Annotated in this window: 19 protein-coding genes; 9 read left to right on the top strand and 10 right to left on the bottom strand. The window is 66.7% G+C overall.

The features are described from left to right. Window positions 1–3 precede the first annotated feature (3 nt). Together ABIA30_RS01600 and ABIA30_RS01595 are read left to right on the top strand one after the other, a co-directional pair. Window positions 4–1,041 (top strand): sensor histidine kinase, encoded by a 1,038-nt coding sequence (locus tag ABIA30_RS01600; protein WP_370061452.1) that lies wholly within the window; start codon window positions 4–6, stop codon window positions 1,039–1,041. Further along, window positions 1,038–2,066 (top strand): NAD-dependent epimerase/dehydratase family protein, encoded by a 1,029-nt coding sequence (locus tag ABIA30_RS01595; RefSeq protein ID WP_370061450.1) that lies wholly within the window; start codon window positions 1,038–1,040, stop codon window positions 2,064–2,066. The genes ABIA30_RS01600 and ABIA30_RS01595 overlap by 4 nt, the downstream gene beginning before the upstream one ends. Here the strand turns inward: ABIA30_RS01595 and ABIA30_RS01590 are convergent. The 5 genes from ABIA30_RS01590 to ABIA30_RS01570 all read right to left on the bottom strand — a co-directional run bounded on the left by ABIA30_RS01590 (window position 2,063) and on the right by ABIA30_RS01570 (window position 7,115). Continuing rightward, window positions 2,063–2,659: an AhpC/TSA family protein gene (locus ABIA30_RS01590; RefSeq protein WP_370061448.1), complete on the bottom strand. Its 597-nt coding sequence runs from the start codon at window positions 2,657–2,659 to the stop codon at window positions 2,063–2,065. The genes ABIA30_RS01595 and ABIA30_RS01590 overlap by 4 nt on opposite strands. Before the next feature lie 415 nt (window positions 2,660–3,074). Further along, a complete protein-coding gene (locus ABIA30_RS01585; RefSeq protein WP_370061446.1) occupies window positions 3,075–4,658 on the bottom strand; it encodes an acetolactate synthase large subunit in 1,584 nt (527 codons plus the stop codon). Between the two features lie 11 nt (window positions 4,659–4,669). Then, the gene (locus ABIA30_RS01580; protein ID WP_370061444.1) at window positions 4,670–5,047 is read right to left on the bottom strand and encodes a hemophore-related protein; all 378 of its coding nucleotides are present in this window, start codon (window positions 5,045–5,047) and stop codon (window positions 4,670–4,672) included. A 68-nt stretch (window positions 5,048–5,115) separates the two neighbouring features. Beyond that, window positions 5,116–5,919 carry an acyl-CoA thioesterase gene (locus ABIA30_RS01575; protein WP_370061442.1) on the bottom strand — a complete coding sequence of 268 codons (804 nt, stop codon included), beginning with the start codon at window positions 5,917–5,919 and terminating at the stop codon, window positions 5,116–5,118. Then, on the bottom strand, window positions 5,916–7,115 hold the full coding sequence (locus ABIA30_RS01570; protein WP_370061440.1) for a CoA transferase: 1,200 nt from the start codon (window positions 7,113–7,115) through the stop codon (window positions 5,916–5,918). Before ABIA30_RS01570 ends, ABIA30_RS01575 begins: the two co-directional genes overlap by 4 nt. 60 nt (window positions 7,116–7,175) lie before the next feature. Here ABIA30_RS01570 and ABIA30_RS01565 point away from each other — a divergent pair, with 60 nt between their 5' ends. Further along, a complete protein-coding gene (locus ABIA30_RS01565) occupies window positions 7,176–8,015 on the top strand; it encodes an alpha/beta fold hydrolase (protein ID WP_370061438.1) in 840 nt (279 codons plus the stop codon). A gap of 16 nt (window positions 8,016–8,031) precedes the next feature. On the opposite strand, the gene ABIA30_RS01560 is transcribed toward ABIA30_RS01565, so the two are convergent. From ABIA30_RS01560 to ABIA30_RS01540, 5 genes are read right to left on the bottom strand one after another with little or no spacing between them, the layout of a single operon-like run. After that, the gene (locus ABIA30_RS01560; RefSeq protein ID WP_370061436.1) at window positions 8,032–8,514 is read right to left on the bottom strand and encodes a nuclear transport factor 2 family protein; all 483 of its coding nucleotides are present in this window, start codon (window positions 8,512–8,514) and stop codon (window positions 8,032–8,034) included. Further along, on the bottom strand, window positions 8,511–9,359 hold the full coding sequence (locus ABIA30_RS01555; RefSeq protein ID WP_370061434.1) for a TIGR03619 family F420-dependent LLM class oxidoreductase: 849 nt from the start codon (window positions 9,357–9,359) through the stop codon (window positions 8,511–8,513). The genes ABIA30_RS01560 and ABIA30_RS01555 overlap by 4 nt, the downstream gene beginning before the upstream one ends. 5 nt (window positions 9,360–9,364) lie before the next feature. After that, window positions 9,365–10,156 carry an SDR family NAD(P)-dependent oxidoreductase gene (locus ABIA30_RS01550; protein ID WP_370061432.1) on the bottom strand — a complete coding sequence of 264 codons (792 nt, stop codon included), beginning with the start codon at window positions 10,154–10,156 and terminating at the stop codon, window positions 9,365–9,367. Window positions 10,157–10,166: 10 nt separating this feature from the next. Further along, complete coding sequence (locus tag ABIA30_RS01545; RefSeq protein ID WP_370061430.1) at window positions 10,167–10,967, bottom strand: mycofactocin-coupled SDR family oxidoreductase; 801 nt, start codon at window positions 10,965–10,967, stop codon at window positions 10,167–10,169. Beyond that, complete coding sequence (locus ABIA30_RS01540; protein WP_370061428.1) at window positions 10,967–12,574, bottom strand: flavin-containing monooxygenase; 1,608 nt, start codon at window positions 12,572–12,574, stop codon at window positions 10,967–10,969. The genes ABIA30_RS01545 and ABIA30_RS01540 overlap by 1 nt, the downstream gene beginning before the upstream one ends. A 132-nt stretch (window positions 12,575–12,706) precedes the next feature. On the opposite strand from ABIA30_RS01540, the gene ABIA30_RS01535 reads away from it, so the two are divergent. From ABIA30_RS01535 to ABIA30_RS01510, 6 genes are all read left to right on the top strand, one after another. Continuing rightward, window positions 12,707–12,991 (top strand): 2Fe-2S iron-sulfur cluster-binding protein, encoded by a 285-nt coding sequence (locus ABIA30_RS01535; RefSeq protein WP_370061426.1) that lies wholly within the window; start codon window positions 12,707–12,709, stop codon window positions 12,989–12,991. 96 nt (window positions 12,992–13,087) lie between these two features. Beyond that, complete coding sequence (locus tag ABIA30_RS01530; protein WP_370061424.1) at window positions 13,088–14,269, top strand: acyl-CoA dehydrogenase family protein; 1,182 nt, start codon at window positions 13,088–13,090, stop codon at window positions 14,267–14,269. Window position 14,270: 1 nt separating this feature from the next. Further along, window positions 14,271–15,179 carry a VOC family protein gene (locus ABIA30_RS01525; RefSeq protein WP_370061422.1) on the top strand — a complete coding sequence of 303 codons (909 nt, stop codon included), beginning with the start codon at window positions 14,271–14,273 and terminating at the stop codon, window positions 15,177–15,179. Continuing rightward, entirely contained in the window at window positions 15,176–16,636 is a 1,461-nt protein-coding gene (locus tag ABIA30_RS01520) for an FAD-dependent oxidoreductase (protein ID WP_370061420.1), read from the top strand. Before ABIA30_RS01525 ends, ABIA30_RS01520 begins: the two co-directional genes overlap by 4 nt. A gap of 180 nt (window positions 16,637–16,816) precedes the next feature. Further along, window positions 16,817–17,623 (top strand): IclR family transcriptional regulator, encoded by an 807-nt coding sequence (locus ABIA30_RS01515; RefSeq protein ID WP_370061418.1) that lies wholly within the window; start codon window positions 16,817–16,819, stop codon window positions 17,621–17,623. Next, entirely contained in the window at window positions 17,620–18,528 is a 909-nt protein-coding gene (locus ABIA30_RS01510; protein WP_370061416.1) for an alpha/beta hydrolase, read from the top strand. The genes ABIA30_RS01515 and ABIA30_RS01510 overlap by 4 nt, the downstream gene beginning before the upstream one ends. The last annotated feature ends 16 nt before the right edge of the window (window positions 18,529–18,544 follow it).

Here is an 18,544-nt window from a genome sequence, read left to right as displayed (position 1 = left end):
ACCATGCCAACCGATTTGTGGCAGATCGTCGGGTGGGCACTCGCCTGTTCGGTGCCGATCGTGGTCATCGGCGCACTCATCATCCGGTTCTCCCGGTCGTGGTCGATGACCGTCAGCATGGTGGTGCTGATCCTTATTCCCACGCTGGCCACCTTCATCGGCGTGCTCGGCGCCAGCGGGTTCATGATCACCGAGACATTCGAACGCATCGCCGTGGTCCTGCTGATCGTGTCGGTGGTGACCATCCCGGCCGCCATCATGCTGGCCCGGTACCAGGCCCGGCGAACGGTGTGGGAGAAGGAGATCCGCGACTCCGAACGCGCCGCCGAACAGTCCAGACGGCGGCTGGTCGCTTTCGTCAGCCACGATCTGCGCACACCGCTGGCCGGTATCCGGGCGGTCGCCGAAGCCATCTCCGACGGCGTGGTCGATGCCTCCGAAGCCCGCCAGCAGGCCAAACACATTGAGCAGGAGTCGATCCGGCTCTCTGAAATGGTCGATGACCTGTTCGAGATGTCCAAGATCAACGCGGGCGCCGTACAGCCCGCGCACGACACCGTGGCCCTCGACGAGGTGGTCGATGACGTGATGGCCACCCATCGCATCGCCGCCGAACGCGCCGGAGTGCTCCTGCAGGCCAGTCTGCCCGCCGAACCGGTCCGGGTCATCGGGAGTGACCGGGCTTTGGTGCGGGTGCTGTCGAACCTGGTGGCCAATGCCATCGCTCATACCCCCGAGGGTGGCCGGGTGGAGCTCACGCTCGGCCGCGACGCCAACGGCGCCTGGGCACGCGTCGATGACACCGGCGTGGGCATCGACGAGGCCGATCTGGCCCGGGTGTTCGACGTCGCCTATCGCGGCTCCAACGGTCGTGTGCCACGCGCGGATTCATCACTTCCCAGCGGTTCCGGGCTGGGTTTGGCGATCGCCGCCGGCCTGGTGCAGGCCCATCAGGGCACGCTGTCGGCACACAATCTGGACACCGGGGCCCGGTTCGAGGTGCGGCTTCCGCTGGCCGATGCCGACGGAGCGACGGCATGAGGGTGCTGTTGACCGGCGCCGCGGGGTTCATCGGCAGCCGGGTGAGCGCCACGCTGGTCGCCGAGGGGCACGATGTCGTCGGCGTCGACGCGATGCTGGCCGCCGCACATGGGCCGAATGCCACTGCACCAGAAGGATGTTCACAACTCGACGTGCGAGACTCCGCCGGGCTGGCCCGCGTGCTGAGGGGCATCGATGTGGTGTGCCATCAGGCGGCGGTGGTCGGCGCGGGCGTGAACGCCGCCGACGCCCCAGAATACGGCGGGCACAACGACTACGGGACGACCGTGTTGTTGGCGGAGATGTTCGCCGCGGGGTGCCGCAAACTGGTCCTGGCGTCATCGATGGTGGTCTACGGCCAGGGCCGCTACGCGTGCCCCGAGCACGGCGACGTCGACCCGTTGCCGCGCCGCCGATCAGATCTGGATGCCGGAGCGTTCGAGCACCGTTGCCCGGTGGGTGGCGAAGCGCTGCAGTGGCAGCTGGTGGGCGAAGACGAACCGTTGCGTCCGCGCAGTCTTTACGCGGCCAGCAAGACGGCGCAGGAGCACTATGCCCTGGCGTGGGCCGAGTCGACCGGAGCATCGGTGATCGCGTTGCGCTACCACAATGTGTACGGCCCCGGAATGCCGCGCGATACCCCGTATTCCGGTGTGGCGGCGATCTTCCGCTCGGAATTGGAGGCCGGACGCACCCCGACTGTGTACGAGGACGGCGGACAGATGCGGGACTTCGTTCACGTCGATGACGTGGCGGCGGCGAACGTCGCCGCGGTCGAGGCCGACCTCGGCGGGTTCGAGGCAGTCAATGTGTGCTCGGGCCAACCGATCTCAATTTATGAAGTGGCCCAACGACTCTGCACTGCCCGCGGCTCGGGCACACCAAGAGTCACCGGCCGTTATCGGGCCGGCGACGTCCGCCACATCGTTGCAGATCCCGCACGCGCGGCCGGCAAGCTCGGCTACCGCGCAATGATCGGCCCGGCCGACGGCATGGCCGAATTCGCCTACGCCGCACTACGTTAGGAACTCCTGCGGAATTCCCCGGCCAAGGTGAGAACCTCATCGACTGACCACTGATCGTACGCATGCCGTCCGTACTTCACGGCCACCACTTCGCCGCGGGTGTTCAGTAACAGGTCGGCAGGTTGTCCCAGCTCACCACCGGTCGGCCGGAGTTGAAGGCGCCGTGTGGTGCGCACCGTCCGCCACATCGTTGCGGCAACCGCGGCGAACCGCAGCCATAGTCGGGGATTACACAATGAGCGCCAGGACGTTTCGACGCCGAACTGGCGATACAAGACCTTATCCGGATCGGCGACCACGTCGAACGGAATGTCCGGCTGATACCTGAGCAACTCGTCAGCGCTGGAATGAAAGACGATCACTTCACGAATGCCGGCAGCAGCCAGTTCGTCGCCACGCAGCGTCACCTCACGCAAGTGCGTGTTGCAGATCGGACATCCGGCAAAACGTCGGAATTGGATGTGCAGCAGAAGCTCCGAGTCGGGGACATGGCAGCTCATGCCGGCCAGCGTGGTCCACTGTTGCGGGTCGACGACATCGCCTACGGCGTGACGGCGCACGTCAGCAGCCAGTCGGACAAGTGACGTCGACATAGGCCACAGGCACTGCGCCGGGTGCTCCACCAGCGTCAGATAACGTGTTGATGTTTGCGATCGTGCAGTCCGACAAGGGCGAGCTCGGAGTGGAACTGAGCTGGACACTATAACCCTGCGCCGTCAGCGCATTGACCGCATCGCCTGCGGAAGAACCGATGCTCGGCGTTGCGGCGCCGGCGGCTCCCGCGCCCGCCACGGCCATGCCGATCAGAACTCCGGTCGCCGCCACAGTGAACCTGAATCTACTCATCTGCCATGGCCTTTCCATTCACCTTCGGAGCCCTCGCCAGCTCCAAGGGCATCCGCCATCACTACCCATTAAGCTATGAATAGCGCGGCGCGACAAGAGAAGTCAGACGGTCGTCAGAAATCGGTAACAAATGGCCGGTGGCGTGGCACTCGGGCTCAAGTGCTACAACAGCGGCGGAACCACCGCGTCGATGAGGTACGGCCCCGGGGTGGCATAACCCACCAGCAATAGCTCAGCGAGTTCCGCAGTGGTGGTGGCGCGAGCGGCAGGCACTCCCATGGATTGCGCCAAGGCGACGAAATCGGTTGTGGGATTGGACAGGTCGAGCATCGCCGCGGCCTTCGGGCCGCCGGCCTGCGCGCCGACGCGCTGCAACTCCATCCGCAAGATGGCGTAGGCGGCATTGTTCAACACCACGGTGACCACGTCGAGCTGCTCGTGCGCCATGGTCCACAACGCCGAAATCGTGTACATCGCACTACCGTCGGCCTGCAGGCACAGCACCGGACGGTCGGGGCAGGCCACTGCTGCGCCGACGGCGTTGGGCAACCCGAATCCGATGGCCCCGCCGGTCAGCGTCAATAAATCGTGGCGCGGCGCACCCATGGTGGCCTGTGGCAGCAGAAAACCGCTGGTGTTGGATTCGTCGACCACGATCGCGTGCTCGGGCAGCGTCGCGGCGACGACGTCGACCCAGTTCTGGGTCGTCAGTTCGGTTGCGCCGGTGGGTAGCTCGGGAATTCGCGGCTCCTGCACGACCGGCACGGCTTGCGCTGCCAGCGCGTCGGCCAGCGCTTCGAGCGTGGTAACCACGTCACCGGTCACCCCATGCAACTGGCAGCCCTCGGGAACCAGGTCGCTGGCTTTACCCGGATAGGCGAAGAACGACACCGGGGACCGGGCACCGGCGAGCACCAGGTGCTTGGTGCCGACCAATTGGGCCTCGGCCGCTTCGGCCAGATAGGCCAGCCGCTCGAAAGTGGGCACCCCGGCGCCGCGTTCGAGTCGGGCCGGAAAGGTTTCCACCAAAACCTTGGCGCCGGTGGCCGCGGCGATGCGGCTGACCGCCAGCAGGCCACGGTTCCGGCAGACCGCGCCGCCGATCAAGATGGTGGAGTCCGGACCGAAAACCTGTTGTGTGTCATCGGCACAACGAATGTGGTGCACCGCGTGTTCGGCCGGATCCACACCGTCCCGGTAGTCGAATTCATGACGCAACACCGAACCACCTGATGCGGCGACGGGCTCGCCGCCCTCACTCCAGGACACATCGGCGGGCAGGATCAGCGTGGCCACCTGCCCCAGCTTCGCGGCCTCAACTGCATCCGCGGCATCGGCGGCGACCGCCGCGGTGTCGCGGCACCGACGCACCCAACCCGACACCGTGCCGGCAGCCGATTCGATATCCGATTCCAGTGGTGCGTCGTACTTCTTGTGGCCCAGGGCGTGGTCGCCGACGATGTTGACCAGCGGCGAATGCGCGCGACGAGCGTTGTGCAAGTTGGCCATGCCGTTGCCCAAGCCCGGCCCCAGGTGCAACAGGGTGGCGGCCGGGTTGTCGGCCATCCGGGCATACCCGTCGGCGGCACCGGTGACGACGCCCTCGAACAAGCACAGCACCCCGCGCATTTCGGGCACCGAATCCAGCGCTGCGACGAAATGCATTTCGCTGGTGCCGGGGTTACCGAAGCAGACAGTGACCCCGGCGTCGGCGAGGGTGCGGATCAGCGCCTGCGCGCCGTTCACCGGGTTGGCCGTCAGCCGAACGACTGGATCAGGGCGGCCAACTGACCCGCATTCATCGTGATGTTGCACTGCCGCTTGAAATTGATCAGCGGATCGGCAATGCCCTTCAGGTCCAGCATCTGCTGCGGGTGCGTGGCGAAGTACGTGGTCAGCGAGTTCTTCGCCTGCCCGGCATTCTGGTTACCCGCCGCCGTGACCACCGCATCGGCGTCGGGGTGACCGTCCAGGTATCCCCCCATGGCTCCCAGCACGCCACTTGCGATGTTGGCGGCGGTGCTCGCCGCGCATGGTCCGCCGGCATTGGCGACGGGTGTCGCGGCAACTGCCGAACCGATGAGTGCCGCCGTCAAAGCGCCCAGTGCCACTGGGCGAGCTGCTGAAAATGCCATGTCAATTCTCCTTAGCGAGTTCGCCCATGAAGGTACTGCAATATGCCGGCCAGCAACCAATGTTCGCCTCACTCGCGGTCGGCGATCAACCCTTCCTGTACCAGTGTTGCGGCGAGGGTCCCATCGGCGCCCACCAGCGCTGCGGTGACCACCCCACGGCCACGCCCGGCCGCCGGTGACCGGGATTCCAACAGATTCCACCGATCTGCCCGGATCGGGTGGTGGAACCAGATGGAGAAATCGGTGGTGCCACTGCGGTGAGTCCGGGCCTGCATCGAGTGGCCGTGCGCCTGCAGCGCAGGGTCTATCCCGTAGAGATCGGTGACGTAGGCAGCAATCATCATGTGCGCCAACTGTTCCGGTGGCAGCGGCACCGTGACCCGCCACCACATCCGACGCACGAATTCCCCGGACGACCGGTCATCGGAGATTCGGATGTCCAGTTCATCCAGGGGCACCGCAGGCGCCGGTCCAGGCGGACCTGTCGGCGGCAGCGTGTCGGGATCGGTTGGCATTACTGCCATTTGACCGTGTGACGGACCAGCGAGGTCGGTGGAGTACAACACGGACGCCGTCGTCAGCATCCGGCCCGACTGGAATGACTCGACTCGGCGCGACGCTGCCGTGCGCCCGTCGTAGACCCGGGTGACGACGTAGTCGGTGACCTCGCCGGCCTCGCCGCCGCGCAAATAGTGCAGATGCATCGCAGTGGGCCGCTTGGCCTCATCGACGGTCTGACACGAGGCGGCCAGGCTCTGCGCCATCAGCAGCCCACCGAACGCCCGCTTACCCACCGGTCCACCCGCGGCACCAATCCAGGCGTCTGGCTCACAGCCGGCCGACACCGTCAGCAGTTCGGGCAGCACGCTCATGCCACGATCCCCGCTTCCACCAACCGGGCCACCTCGTCGCCGGGCAACCCCAACTCGGACAACACCGTCACCGTGTGATCGCCCAACGCCGGTGACGGCTGGGCTGCGGCATACTGCCCGTCGATCTGCATGGGCAGGCCGGGCGCCAGATACCTGCCGATTCGCGGCTGATCGAGTTCGGTGAACAACGGATTGGCGGTCACCTTCGAACTCGCTGCCGCCTCGGCGAAGTCGCGGTAGCGCTCCCACAGAATCGACGTACCGCTCAACGCCGCGCTGATCTCGTCGGCGGTATGCGCGGAGAACCATACGGTGAACAGGCCGGTCAGCGCGTCCCGATGGCGATAGCGCTGACCCTCGTCAGTGAAGTCCGCGGCCAGCGATTCCGCCAGCGAGGCAACGGCTTTCGCGGTACCCGTCACCTCGGTAAGGTCTCTGAAGTGCCGTCCGGTCAACGCCACGATCATGAAGGCCGCGCCGTCGGCGGCTAGGAACTGCTGCCCGTACTGACCGAACAGCGAGTTGCCGATCCGCTCTCGGCACACCCCGTTGACCATCACCTCGGTGAGGAAACTCAGATTTCCCGCGGTTGCCAGCGCGACGTTCTCCAACGGGATGCTGACGCGCTGCCCGGCTCCGGTGGCGTCGCGATGCCGCAGCGCCGCGGTGACCGCCAGCGCGACGTACAGTCCGCAAGCCACATCCCACGCCGGCAGCACATGGTTGACCGGGGTATCGAGCCCGGCCGGCCCGGTGACCAACGGGAAACCGAGCCCGGCGTTGACGGTGTAGTCCACGCCGGTACCCCCATCGGCTCGGCCCGATACCTCGACATGGATCAGGTCGGGACGCCGCGAAACCAGGGCTTCATACGAATGCCATTGCCGCCCGGCAACGTTGGTGATGAGCACCCCGGCTTCGGCGATCAGCCGGGCCACCAGCTGCTGGCCTTCCGGTGCGCGCATGTCGACCGCCACCGACCGTTTGCCCTTGTTCAGTCCGGCCCAGTAAATGCTCTCACCGGCGTCGGTCACCGGCCAGCGGTGATAGTCCGCCGCCCCACCGACCGGGTCGACACGGATGACCTCGGCACCGAGCTGGGTCAGCGTCATTCCCGCCAGTGGTACCGCAACGAAACTGGAGATCTCGACGATCCGCACGCCCGCCAACGGACGCGCAGAATCTGGCGCAGTCATCCGCCCACCATATGGGAGGCGGCAGCGACTGCCGCGACATCGCACCGTACTTTGGGTCGCATGACCGATCTGAAGGAAGTCCGGACCGACCGCGGAACACTGCGCTACTACGACGAAGGCTCCGGACCGACCCTGCTGTTTCTGCACGGTTCCGGCCCGGGCGTCACCGGCTGGCGCAACTTCCGCGGCGTTCTGCCGACCTTCGCCGAGCACTTCCGCTGCTTGATCCTGGAGTTCCCGGGCTTCGGCGTCAGCGACGACTTCGGCGGCCACCCGATGATCGACGCCCAGTCCGCCGTGGTGCCGTTCCTGGACGTCCTCGGCATCGACAAGGTCGACGTCGTGGGCAACTCGATGGGCGGCGGCGTCGGTATCAACTTCGCCATCAACAACCCCGACCGGATCGGCAAGCTGGTCACCATCGGCGGCATCGGCACCAACATCTTCAGCCCCGGCCCCAGCGAGGGCATCCGGCTGCTCCAGGAGTTCACCGAGGACCCGACCCGCCAGCGCTTGGTCGACTGGCTCAACTCGATGGTCTACGACCAGCGCATCGTGACCGAGGAGCTGATCGAAGAGCGCTTGCAGCTGGCCTCGGATCCGGAGACGCTGGCCTCCGCCCGCCGGATGTACGGCAAGGCGGCGTTCAACATGATGATGAAGTTCATGCGCTCGGCCGACGCCCCGCCGCAGCCCTGGGCACAAATGCACAAGGTCACAGCGCCGACGCTGCTGACCTGGGGTCGCGACGACCGGGTGAGCCCGCTGGACATGGCACTGATCCCGATGCGCACGATCTCCAACGCCGAGTTGCACGTTTTCCCGAACTGCGGGCACTGGGCCATGATCGAGGCCAAGGAGGCCTTCGAGAGCACGGTCCTGGGCTTCCTGCAGCGCTGATCGCAGGGCCGGGCCGTCAGTCGGCGGCTCGGCCCGCAACTCCTGCCGTCAATAGGCCATGGCCTTCGCCAGATCCGTTGAGCAGCCTGCTTTTCCGTGCAGCGATCTGCCAGCTGCCTGCAGTCCGGGAGAGCTGAAAATGGTTGGCGGCCGCCCGCCACACGACGAATTGGGTATCGCGCCGAACCACCACCAGTGACTCGCACACCGCCACCGCGGTATCCCCGGACACGGTCACCACCGCAGGCCCGAGAAAGTGGCAGCATCCCGACGCCACCAGACCCTGGTGTCCGGTCGAATTCACCATGGCGTGTACATCCGCGCGACTGGTCATCTGCCAACCCTCGACGTCATAGCCGCCGTCCTCGGCCCACCGCGCGGCCACCCCATCGGCATCGCCGGCATCGACCAGAGGGCCGTAGGACGCGATCAGGTGGGCGATGTCGCGTTCGTCCTCCAGGTTCTGCAACCGGGCGACCAGTTCCTCGACCGAGGTCATGACGCCAGTTCCTGCAGCTGCGCAAGCTGTTCGCAATAGTGTCGCGCCGACCCGGATGCCACGGTGCAGGTCGCCGAGGTGGCTCCGGCGTGTCGCAGCGCGTCCAGCGCACGGCGGGCGCCAACGGGGTCCGCGCCGGGATCCAGCGGCCGCCCCGCGGCCAGCACCACCTCGAAACCGGTTGGTAGCGAGATGCTTTCGAGCATCGAACGTAACGCGTCCGGCGCCAGCGCGAACGGCATCCAGCCCTCCCCCAGCTCGACAGCCCGGCGTAGCGACCGGCGGGTCCGTCCGCCCACCCACATCGGCATCCGCCCCTGTTGCGCCCACGGATTCACCGACATGCCGGAAAACTCGAAGAACTCACCGGCGTACGACGGCTCGCGTTGTCCCAGTGCGGCCCGCAACGCGCGCATCGCGTCATCGGCCCGAGCCCCGCGGTCGGCGAAAGACGCACCGAGCAAGTCGAATTCCGCCTCCAGCGACCCGACTCCGACACCCAGCACCACTCGTCCACCGCTGAGCCGATCCAGCGTGCCGTATTGCTTGGCGATCTTGAGCGGATGGTGGTAGCCCAACACCAGCACCGAGGTGGCCAGCCTGATTCGCGAGGTGTGTGCGGCCAGAAAACCCAAGGTGGCCGCCGGATCCCAGTACGTGTCCCCGCGACCGCGGGCATCGGGGGCCGGCACCGCCACATGCTCGGCGCAGGTCAAGAATTCATAGCCGAGCTCGTCGGCGGCCGAGGCGATCAACGCCAGGTCCGCCGCGGTTCCGTCGGCCTCCCACGATGACGCCATGCCCGGAACCCGCATGACCACCGGCGTCGACAGTCCAAGTTTCATCCGGCTCAACGCTTTCCGGTCAGGGCCATGATGGCCTCGTGCGATCCCAGCACGATCGCCGCGCGGTTCGGTCCACTGCCACGCTCGACGGCCGGCCCGTTTCCGCCGGCGATCCACACCGGCCCATCACCCAGATGCGCCAGCCCTTCGGCCGCCACATCGGCCGGGTCCGCCACCCGCAGTCCGGGCACCTCGAAGTTCAGGCCCGCCCGCTGCATGGCTGGGGTGCGGGTCACCCCGAGTACCAGTTCCAACACGTCGACGCCGAATTCGCGCAGTTCGAGCCACAGGCTCTCGGCGAACAAGCGGCCAAACGCCTTGACCCCGGTGTAAATCGACTGCGCGTACGCCCCGTGAGTGCCGGCCATCGACCCGACCAGCAGCACCCCACCGGCGCGGCGGTCCCGCATCGGCCGGGCGAAATGCTGCACCAGGGCGAGCATCGCAGTGACGTTCAGGTCGATGACGCGCTGAAAATCCTCAAGCGAAGCGTCCAGGAATGGCGAGCGCACGGTGTTCGCGCCGGCGTTGTAGATCAACAGGCCGACCTCGACATCAGCAGTTTCCTCGACCAATCGCGTAACAGCTTCTGGGTCAAGCAGATCCAGCGCCAGGTCACGCACCTGCACGCCCAGCGCCCGACAGCTCGCCGCCGTCTCGGCCAGCGGTCCGGGTTTGCGCGCCACCAGCACCAGATTGATGCCGGCCCGAGCCAACTGGCGGGCGAATTCGGCACCCACGCCTTCGGAGCCCCCGGCGATCACCGCCCACGGCCCGTACTTGGCCAGATCCGTCACGGGCGGCTCCTCACGCCTTCTGGGTCAATCCCGCATCCACGACAAGTTGGGTGCCGGTGATGTAGCGCCCCTCATCCGAAGCCAGGAACACCACCGCATTGCTGACGTCCACCGGCTCAACCCACGGTACCGGCAACAAATTACGCGCTGAAAGCACCTCGGCGACATCGTCTGCGGTCGGGTTCTCCAGGTCGGGCCGGATACGTTTGAAGGTGGCCTCATTGAGCACCATGGCGGTGCCGACCGCCCCCGGATGAACGGTGTTGACCCGAATTCTTTTGGGCCCCAACTCATTGGCCAGGGTGCGAGCCAGTCCGACCACGGCGTGCTTGGTCGCCGTGTACGGCGCGGTGTTGGCGGTGCCGCGAAGTCCGTTGGTGGAGCTGATGATCACCACGGACCCGCCCTCGTCGCCGATGTGCGGCACGCTGGCCTTGACCGTATGCCAGACGCCGGTGAGGTTGATGCCCAGGATCCGCTGCCAGTCCTCGGGCGTGACCTCCCACGACGGCGCTGACGCCGAGTGCATCCCCGCGTTGGCGACCACCACATCCAGCCGGCCCAACTCGGCAACCCCGGCGTCAACCGCCGCAACTACCGCGTCGAGATCGGCGACGTCGGCCACCCCGGTGAAGCATCGCCGCCCGCGCTGCCGGACCGCCTCGGCGAGCGACACCAAATCCGCTGCAGCCGAATCGATGTCCAGCGCGATGACGTCGGCGCCCTCTTCGGCGAACCGCTCGCAATGGGTGCGTCCGGTGCCCCGGGCCGCACCGGTGACGACGACGACCTTGTCGACAAGACCCGACATCAGGAGGCCTTGGTCAGGTCAAATCCCTTGTACCCGGCCGACGCAACATCGGCGCAGATGTCGTTGTACGCCGCGAATCCGCCGATGAAGAGCATGAAAACCCGGGGCTTGCCGGGCACATTCGCGCCCATGTACCAGGAGTTCGCCTTGGGGAACAAGGTCTTGTCGGCGCGGCGGATCAATTCGGCGCCCCAGTCCTCGACCGCATCGGTGCTGGCCTCGATCGCCGCGTAGTCGTGCGCGTCGACGTAGCCGATGGCGTCGGCGATCCAGTTCACGTGCGCCTCGGCGTGCAGCACCATGTTGGCCAGCACCGCCGGCGCACCCGGACCGGACACCATGAACATGTTCGGGAAGCCATCGACACCCAGGCCCAAGTAGCTGCGCGGTCCGTGCGCCCAGTTGTCCTTGAGTTTCTCTCCACTGCGCCCGACGATGTCGATGCGTGCCAGCGCTCCGGTCAGGGCGTCGAACCCGGTCGCGAAGATGATGGCGTCCAGATCGAAGCGGGCATCGGTCGTGGTGATGCCGGTGACGTCGACCTGCTCGATCGGAGTCTTGCGGACACTGACCAAGGTCACGTTGGGGCGGTTGAAGGTCTGGAAGTAGTTGCTATCGGTGCAGATCCGCTTGGCACCGATCGGATGGTCGTTCGGGATCAGCAGGTCGGCGACCGTCGGGTCGGCGATGACCGCGCGCACCTTCTCGTCGTAGAACTTCTTCGCCTCGGCATTGGCGACGGGGTCGACCATCTGGTCGCTGAACGTCTTGCTGAACAGCACACCGCCCAGCTGCCAACGCCTTTCGAACTCTGCGCGGCGCTCGTCGTCGGACAGCTCCATGGTCAGCTTCGGGTGCGCCAGGTGCGGCGAGCCACCGCCGCTGCGCCAGGACAGCGCGCGCCGCTCGTCATAGCTGGCTTTGACGTCCGCCAACCGTTCGGCGGTCAGCGGCTGGTTGCCCGCCGGCACGGAAAAGTTCGGGGTGCGTTGGAAGACAACGAGTTCGGTGGCCTGCTCGGCCACGATCGGCACACTCTGGATGCCCGACGAACCGGTACCGATGATGCCGACCCGCTTGCCGGTGAAATCCACGCCCTCGTGCGGCCAGTTCGCGGTGTGATAGGTCTCGCCCGCGAAGGTCTCGACACCGGGGATGTTCGGCAGCAACGGCTCAGACAGCGCGCCGGTGGCCATCACGCAGAACCGCGCCGTGACGGTGTCGCCGGCGTCGGTGGTGACGGTCCAGCGCAGTGTCTCTTCGTCGAGCACCGCCGAAGTCACGCGGGTGCTGCACCGGATGTCGCGGCGCAGATCGAACCGGTCGGCGACGTGGTTGATGTAGCGCAGGATCTCGGCCTGGGTGGCGTACTTCTCGGTCCATACCCACTCCTGCTGCAGCTCCTTGTCGAAGGAGTAGCAGTAGTCGACGCTCTCCACGTCGCAGCGGGCCCCGGGGTACCTGTTGTAGTACCAGGTTCCGCCCACATTGGGTGCCGCCTCCAACACCACGACCGACAAGCCCTGGGATCGCAGCTTGTGCAGTGCGTACAAACCGGAGAACCCGGCACCAACGACGACGACGTCAACCTGTTCTGCGCTGCTCACACCAAAGAAGTTAACTCTCGCTCCGATAGCACAGTGCACGGCGTCCCGATGAACGGACGACCCACCGGAGCCATCCCGACCATTGGACCGGCCGGTAACCACAACCCGGGAACGCCCCCGAGACTCGGATTCATGACAGACGTGAGCACAACCGTCGACGTCGATCTCGACGGTCAGACGCATCGCCTGAGTTGGCCCAAGGACCAGAGTCTGGTCGACGTCATGCTGGACGCCGGCATCGACGTACCGCACTCCTGCCGCGAGGGTCATTGCGGCTCGTGCGTGGCAACCCTGGTGTCCGGCAAAGTCGACATGGTCATCTGCGACATCCTCGAACCCAGTGACCTGGCCGACGGATTGATCCTGGCCTGCCAGGCCCGTCCCGTAACCGATGACGCCCACGTCGATTTCGGTTAAGTATTTTCGCCCGCTGACCGGGATCGACTTCCCGACGCCCTGCGGGTGCGGTAAACCATCAATCAGAGCCCATCACACGGAGTTAGGACAACCACGATGACCCAGCGGGTACTCGACAAGCTCGGCGACATCGCCGACCAGTTGCGCGAACAGGCTTGGGAGGCAGAGAAGTTGGGCCAGCTGCCCGACGAGACCGTCAAGCTGATGAAGGCCACCGGCAATATCAAGCTGCTGCAGCCCAGCCAGTACGGCGGCTTCGAGGTGCATCCGCGTGAATTCGCCGAGACCGTGATGGCAACCGCCGCACTCGATCCCGCCGCCGGCTGGATCAACGGCGTGGTCGGCGTGCACCCCTACCAGCTGGCCTACGCCGACCCGAAGGTCGCCGAGGAAATCTGGGCGACCGACAACGACACCTGGGTGGCCTCGCCATACGCCCCGCAGGGCGTGGCCCGTCCGGTCGAGGGCGGTTACATCTTCAACGGCCGCTGGCAGTTCAGCTCCGGCACCGACCACTGCGACTGGATCTTCTTGGGCGCCATGCTCGGTGACGCCGAAGGAAAACCCGTGATGCCACCGCAGATGCTGCACATGATCCTGCCGCGCAGCGATTACGAAATCGTCCAGGACTCCTGGAACGTGGTGGGCCTGCGGGGTACCGGCTCTAAGGACGTCATCGTCAAGGACGCCTTCGTGCCGAGCTACCGCACCATGGACGCCACCAAGGTGATGGACGGCCGCGCGCAGATCGAGGCCGGAATGACCTCTCCGCTGTACCTGATGCCCTGGTCGACGATGTTCCCGCTGGGCATCAGCTCTGCGACCATCGGCATCGCCGAGGGCGCACTGGCCGCGCACCTGGACTACCAGCGCAGCCGGGTGAACGCCAGCGGCGTCGCGGTCAAGGACGACCCGTACGTCATGTACGCCATCGGCGAGGCCGCCGCCGATATCAACGCTGCCCGCCAGGAACTGCTGGCCAACGTCGACCGCATCTACAGGATGGTCGAGGCCGGCCAGGAGGTGTCCTTCGCCGACCGCGCCGCCGGCCGGCGCACCCAGATCCGCGCCGTGTGGCGCGCGGTCGCCGCGGTCGATGTGATCATGGCCCGCTCGGGCGGCAACGCCCTGCGGATGGACAAGCCGCTGCAGCGCTACTGGCGCGATGCGCACGCCGGCCTGGCGCACGCCATCCACACCCCAGGCACCACGTACCACGCGTCGGCGCTGAGCAGCTTCGGTGTCGATCCCGAGGGTCCGCTGCGAGGCATGATCTGACGTGACCGATCTGAAGAGCCTGGGCTATATCAAGGTCCAGACCGCCGATATCGAGCGTTGGCGCCAATTCGCTTTCGATGTACTGGGTTTCGCGCAGGGCAGCGGCCCCGATCCCGATGCGCTGTACCTTCGGATGGACGAGCGGCCGGCCCGCATCATCGTGGTGCCCGGCGATGCCGACCGCATCGTCACGGTGGGCTGGGAGGTCCGTGACGGCGCCGCGCTGCGCCGGGTGCAGGCGTCGTTGGACGCTGCCGGGGTGCCCTGGGAGCAACTCTCGCAGGGTGACGCCGACGTTCGTCGGGTCGAAGAGGTCATCGCCTTCAAAGACCCGGCCGGCTACCACCTCGAGGTGTTCCACAGCGCGGTGCTCGACCACAGCCCTGTGGTGACCCCGTTCGGTGCCCGATTCGTGACCGAAGGCCTTGGCCTGGGCCACGTGGTGATGCCCGCGCAAGATGTCAACGGTCTGTTCGCCTTCTACACCGAAGTGTTGGGCTTCCTGCCCCGCGGCGCCTTCCGGGTGCCCGCTCCCCCTCAGTTCGGCCCCATGCGGGTGCGGTTCCTGGGCCTCAACGAACGTCACCACAGCCTGGCGATCTGCCCGGCCGCGACGCTCCGCGACCCCGGCCTGATCCACCTGATGGTCGAGGTCGACACCCTCGATGCCGTCGGGCAGGCGCTCGACCGGGTGAACCGCGACGGCTTCCAGTTGTCCTCGACGCTGGGTCGGCACACCAACGACAAGATGGTGTCCTTCTACGTGCGTTCCCCCGGCGATTGGGATATCGAGTTCGGCACCGAGGGTATGCGGGTTGACGAAAGGTATTACACCGCTGAGGAAATCACCGCCGACAGCTACTGGGGCCATGAGTGGATGGGCACACCTCCGCGAGCCATGCTGCCGTGATCGCTGACGTCACGCCGGTTCCGGCATCGTCCATCGTTTCGTGGGATGACGAGGCCGACGTCGTTGTCGTGGGCTACGGCATTGCCGGCGCGGCGGCGGCCGTGGAAGCCTCCGCCGCCGGTGCCGACGTACTGGTCGTCGAACGGACCGGCGGCTGGGGCGGCGCGGCCGCCATGGCCGGCGGATTCGTCTACCTGGGTGGCGGCACCGGGCTGCAACAGGCGTGCGGCTTCGAGGACACACCCGAGAACATGGCCGCCTTCCTGAAGGTCGCCATGGGCCCGGGCGCCGACGCAGAGCGGATAGCTGACTACTGCGCCGGCAGCGTCGCCCACTACGACTGGCTGGTGAGCTGCGGCGTGCCGTTCAACCCGGTGTTCTGGGGCGAACCCGGCTGGGAGCCGCCGGGTGATCAGGGCCTGATGTTCACCGGCGGGGAAAACGCCTTCCCGTACAACACGATTGCCGCTCCCGCGCCGCGCGGACACGTGCCGCAGATGGCCGACAAGGTCGCCGGCGAACGCAGCGGTGGGTACATGCTGGTCAAGCCCTTGGTGGACACCGCGACCGCGCAGGGCACGCGGTCGGTGTACGACACCCACGTGCAGTCGTTGGTCGTCGACGACGGCCGGGTGGTCGGCATCGTCGCGCGCCGCTACGGCGACACCGTCGCCATCAAAGCCCGGCGCGGGGTGGTGCTGGCCTCCGGCAGCTTCGCCTACAACGACGCGATGGTGGCGCAGTACGCACCGCGGCTCGCCGGCCGCCCGGCAGCCAGCATCGAACAGCACGACGGCCAGTCCATCCAGATGGCACAGGCTCTCGGAGCCGACCTGGCCCATATGGACGGGACCGAGGTGGCGTTCTTCTGTGACCCGCAACAGTTGGTGCGCGGCATTCTGGTGAACGGCCGCGGCCAGCGGTACATCGCCGAGGACACCTATCCGGGCCGGATCGGTCAGCAGACGCTGTACTACCAGGAAGACACCGCCTACCTGATCATCGACGGCGATGCGCACGAAGAAGCTGTCGCTGCCACGTCGGCCACTCCGTTCCTGCGCCGCGAGGCCACCTGGGTGTGCGACACCGTCGCCGAGCTGGAGGCTGAGATCGGCCTGCCATCAGGCGCACTGCAGGCCACCGTCGCCTACTACAACGAGCACGCCGCCCGCGGCGAGGATCCGATGCTGCACAAGAAGCCGGAGTGGCTTCGGCCGATCGGGTCGCCGGTGGGGGCGATCGATCTGCGGTCCAGCACCGGCGGGTTCACCCTCGGCGGTTTGATGACCACGCTGGACGCGCGGGTGCTGCACGTCAACGGCCATCCCATCCGCGGCCTGTTCGCCGCCGGGCGGGCCGCCGCAGGTCTGGCTGCGTGGGGCTACGCCAGTGGCGTCTCACTCGGGGACGGCAGCTTCTACGGCCGACGCGCCGGGAGGGCCGCCGCCAGCGGCTGACCTGGTCATTCACCACCTATCGCCAGTCCCGCACCAACCGGTTGCGGGACCATTTGGCGTGAATATATTTTCACGCCGTTGAGTGATTTAGATGACAGTGCCTTCCGCCCTGTGATACAAACAGGCATATTACTAATAGTAATATGCCACCAAGTCAACGACGCCAGCGTGGAGGCCACCATGACCGCAGCACTCGAATCGACTACCCCTAGCGCCGTCATCGACCGGGTATCCCTGGTCCTGGACGCGTTCGACGGGCCCGGTCGGTTGACCCTGGCCCAGATCGTCCGCCGCACGGGCCTGCCCCGCTCCTCCGCGCACCGCATGCTGGAGCGTCTGGTGCAACTTCGGTTCCTGCGCCGCAACGGACGCGACTACGAGTTGGGTATGCGTCTGGTCGAGCTGGGCTCGCTTGCCGTGCACCAGGACCGCATGCACCGCGCCGCGATGCCGCTGCTGCACGAGCTGCACCGCGCCACCGGCATGGTCGTCCACCTCGCCGTCCTCGACGGCAGCGACATCGTCTATCTGGAGAAGGTCGGCAACGCCATGGTCACCGCGCTACCCTCGCGCGTCGGCGGCCGGCAGCCCGCGCACTGTACCGCGGTCGGCAAGGCGATGCTGGCCTACAACCAAGACGCCGAGGTCGACCTGATGACCCGCAAGACCAAGTACTCGATCGCGAACCGCGCCCAGCTGGCCGCCGAGTTGGCGAAGGTCCGCGCCCATGGCGTGGCGATCGAACGCGAGGAGTCCGTGCCCGGATTCGGTTGCGTGGCAGCACCTATCGGACGCCAGGGCGAAGCAGTGGCCGCCGTGTCCGTGTGCGGGCCGATGAACCGGATGGCCTTCGAGCAGCTGACCGCCCCGGTCCGGATGACCGCGATGGGTATCTGGCGCAACGCCGAAGACGGTCCGGCCCGCGTCGCACCGACCCTGCAGCCGATGCGTCCGCTGCGTATGGGACCGGCCCCTCAGTACGCGTGAGTCTCGACCCGCAGATCGCCGGCCTCCTGGAGGCTCTCAACGGCGCATTCCCCGATTTGCCGTCGATGACCGGCGCCCAGGCGCGGGCCGTCATTCGTTCGCGGTACGTCCCGCCCGCCGAACCCGAACCGGTCGACTCCATCACGGATACGGTCGTCGACGGTGTTCCGGTCCGAATCTACCGACCCGCCTCCGACGGCCCATTGCCGATCGTGGTATTCGCACATGGCGGCGGATTCGTCTTCTGCGATCTGGACACCCACGACGGCCTCTGCCGCAGCTTCGCGAAATCGATTCCCGCCGTGGTCATCTCGGTCGACTACCGGCTGGCCCCCGAGCACCCGTGGCCGGCGGCCGCCGAAGATGTCTACGCCGTGACCCAATGGGCCGCGGCGCATGCCGCCGAACTCGGCGGCGACCCGAGACGGCTCGCGGTTTGCGGAGACAGCGCCGGAGGCAACCTGGCCGCCGTGACCGCGTTGATGACGCGGGACCGCGGCGGCGCGCCGTTGGCTGCCCAGGTGCTGCTCTACCCGGTGCTGACCGCCGACTTCACCTATGGCTCCTACCACGAGTTCCGCACCGGCTACTACAACACCACCGCGGCCATGCAGTGGTACTGGGACCAGTACCTGCCCAGCGCCGCCGACCGGGAAAACCCATACGCCGCACCGCTGTCCGCCTCCGTCGAGGCAGTCGCGCCGGCCATCGTTGTGGTCGCCGGATACGATCCGCTGCGTGACGAGGCGCTCTCCTACGTCACCGCTTTGCGGGAGGCAGATGTACCGGCCACCGAACTGTATTACGGTGCCATTCACGGATTCCTGACCATGCCGGTACTCGACCTCGCGCATCGCGCCCGTCGCGAGATATCCGACGCACTGGTCAAGACCCTCGCTCACTGATCGAGAAACCAGGAGA

It is taken from the genome of Mycobacterium sp. MAA66 (assembly GCF_041261665.1).
In the GTDB taxonomy this organism is placed as follows: domain Bacteria; phylum Actinomycetota; class Actinomycetes; order Mycobacteriales; family Mycobacteriaceae; genus Mycobacterium.
This window is presented reverse-complemented; position numbering and strand designations above follow the sequence as displayed.

Coding starts and splice junctions, on each gene's coding strand:
- ABIA30_RS01600 (WP_370061452.1), top strand. CDS start 4: ATGCCAACCGATTTGTGGCAGATCGTCGGGTGGGCACTCGCCTGTTCG.
- ABIA30_RS01595 (WP_370061450.1), top strand. CDS start 1,038: ATGAGGGTGCTGTTGACCGGCGCCGCGGGGTTCATCGGCAGCCGGGTG.
- ABIA30_RS01590 (WP_370061448.1), bottom strand. CDS start 2,659: ATGTCGACGTCACTTGTCCGACTGGCTGCTGACGTGCGCCGTCACGCC.
- ABIA30_RS01580 (WP_370061444.1), bottom strand. CDS start 5,047: ATGGCATTTTCAGCAGCTCGCCCAGTGGCACTGGGCGCTTTGACGGCG.
- ABIA30_RS01575 (WP_370061442.1), bottom strand. CDS start 5,919: ATGAGCGTGCTGCCCGAACTGCTGACGGTGTCGGCCGGCTGTGAGCCA.
- ABIA30_RS01570 (WP_370061440.1), bottom strand. CDS start 7,115: ATGACTGCGCCAGATTCTGCGCGTCCGTTGGCGGGCGTGCGGATCGTC.
- ABIA30_RS01565 (WP_370061438.1), top strand. CDS start 7,176: ATGACCGATCTGAAGGAAGTCCGGACCGACCGCGGAACACTGCGCTAC.
- ABIA30_RS01560 (WP_370061436.1), bottom strand. CDS start 8,514: ATGACCTCGGTCGAGGAACTGGTCGCCCGGTTGCAGAACCTGGAGGAC.
- ABIA30_RS01555 (WP_370061434.1), bottom strand. CDS start 9,359: ATGAAACTTGGACTGTCGACGCCGGTGGTCATGCGGGTTCCGGGCATG.
- ABIA30_RS01545 (WP_370061430.1), bottom strand. CDS start 10,967: ATGTCGGGTCTTGTCGACAAGGTCGTCGTCGTCACCGGTGCGGCCCGG.
- ABIA30_RS01535 (WP_370061426.1), top strand. CDS start 12,707: ATGACAGACGTGAGCACAACCGTCGACGTCGATCTCGACGGTCAGACG.
- ABIA30_RS01530 (WP_370061424.1), top strand. CDS start 13,088: ATGACCCAGCGGGTACTCGACAAGCTCGGCGACATCGCCGACCAGTTG.
- ABIA30_RS01515 (WP_370061418.1), top strand. CDS start 16,817: ATGACCGCAGCACTCGAATCGACTACCCCTAGCGCCGTCATCGACCGG.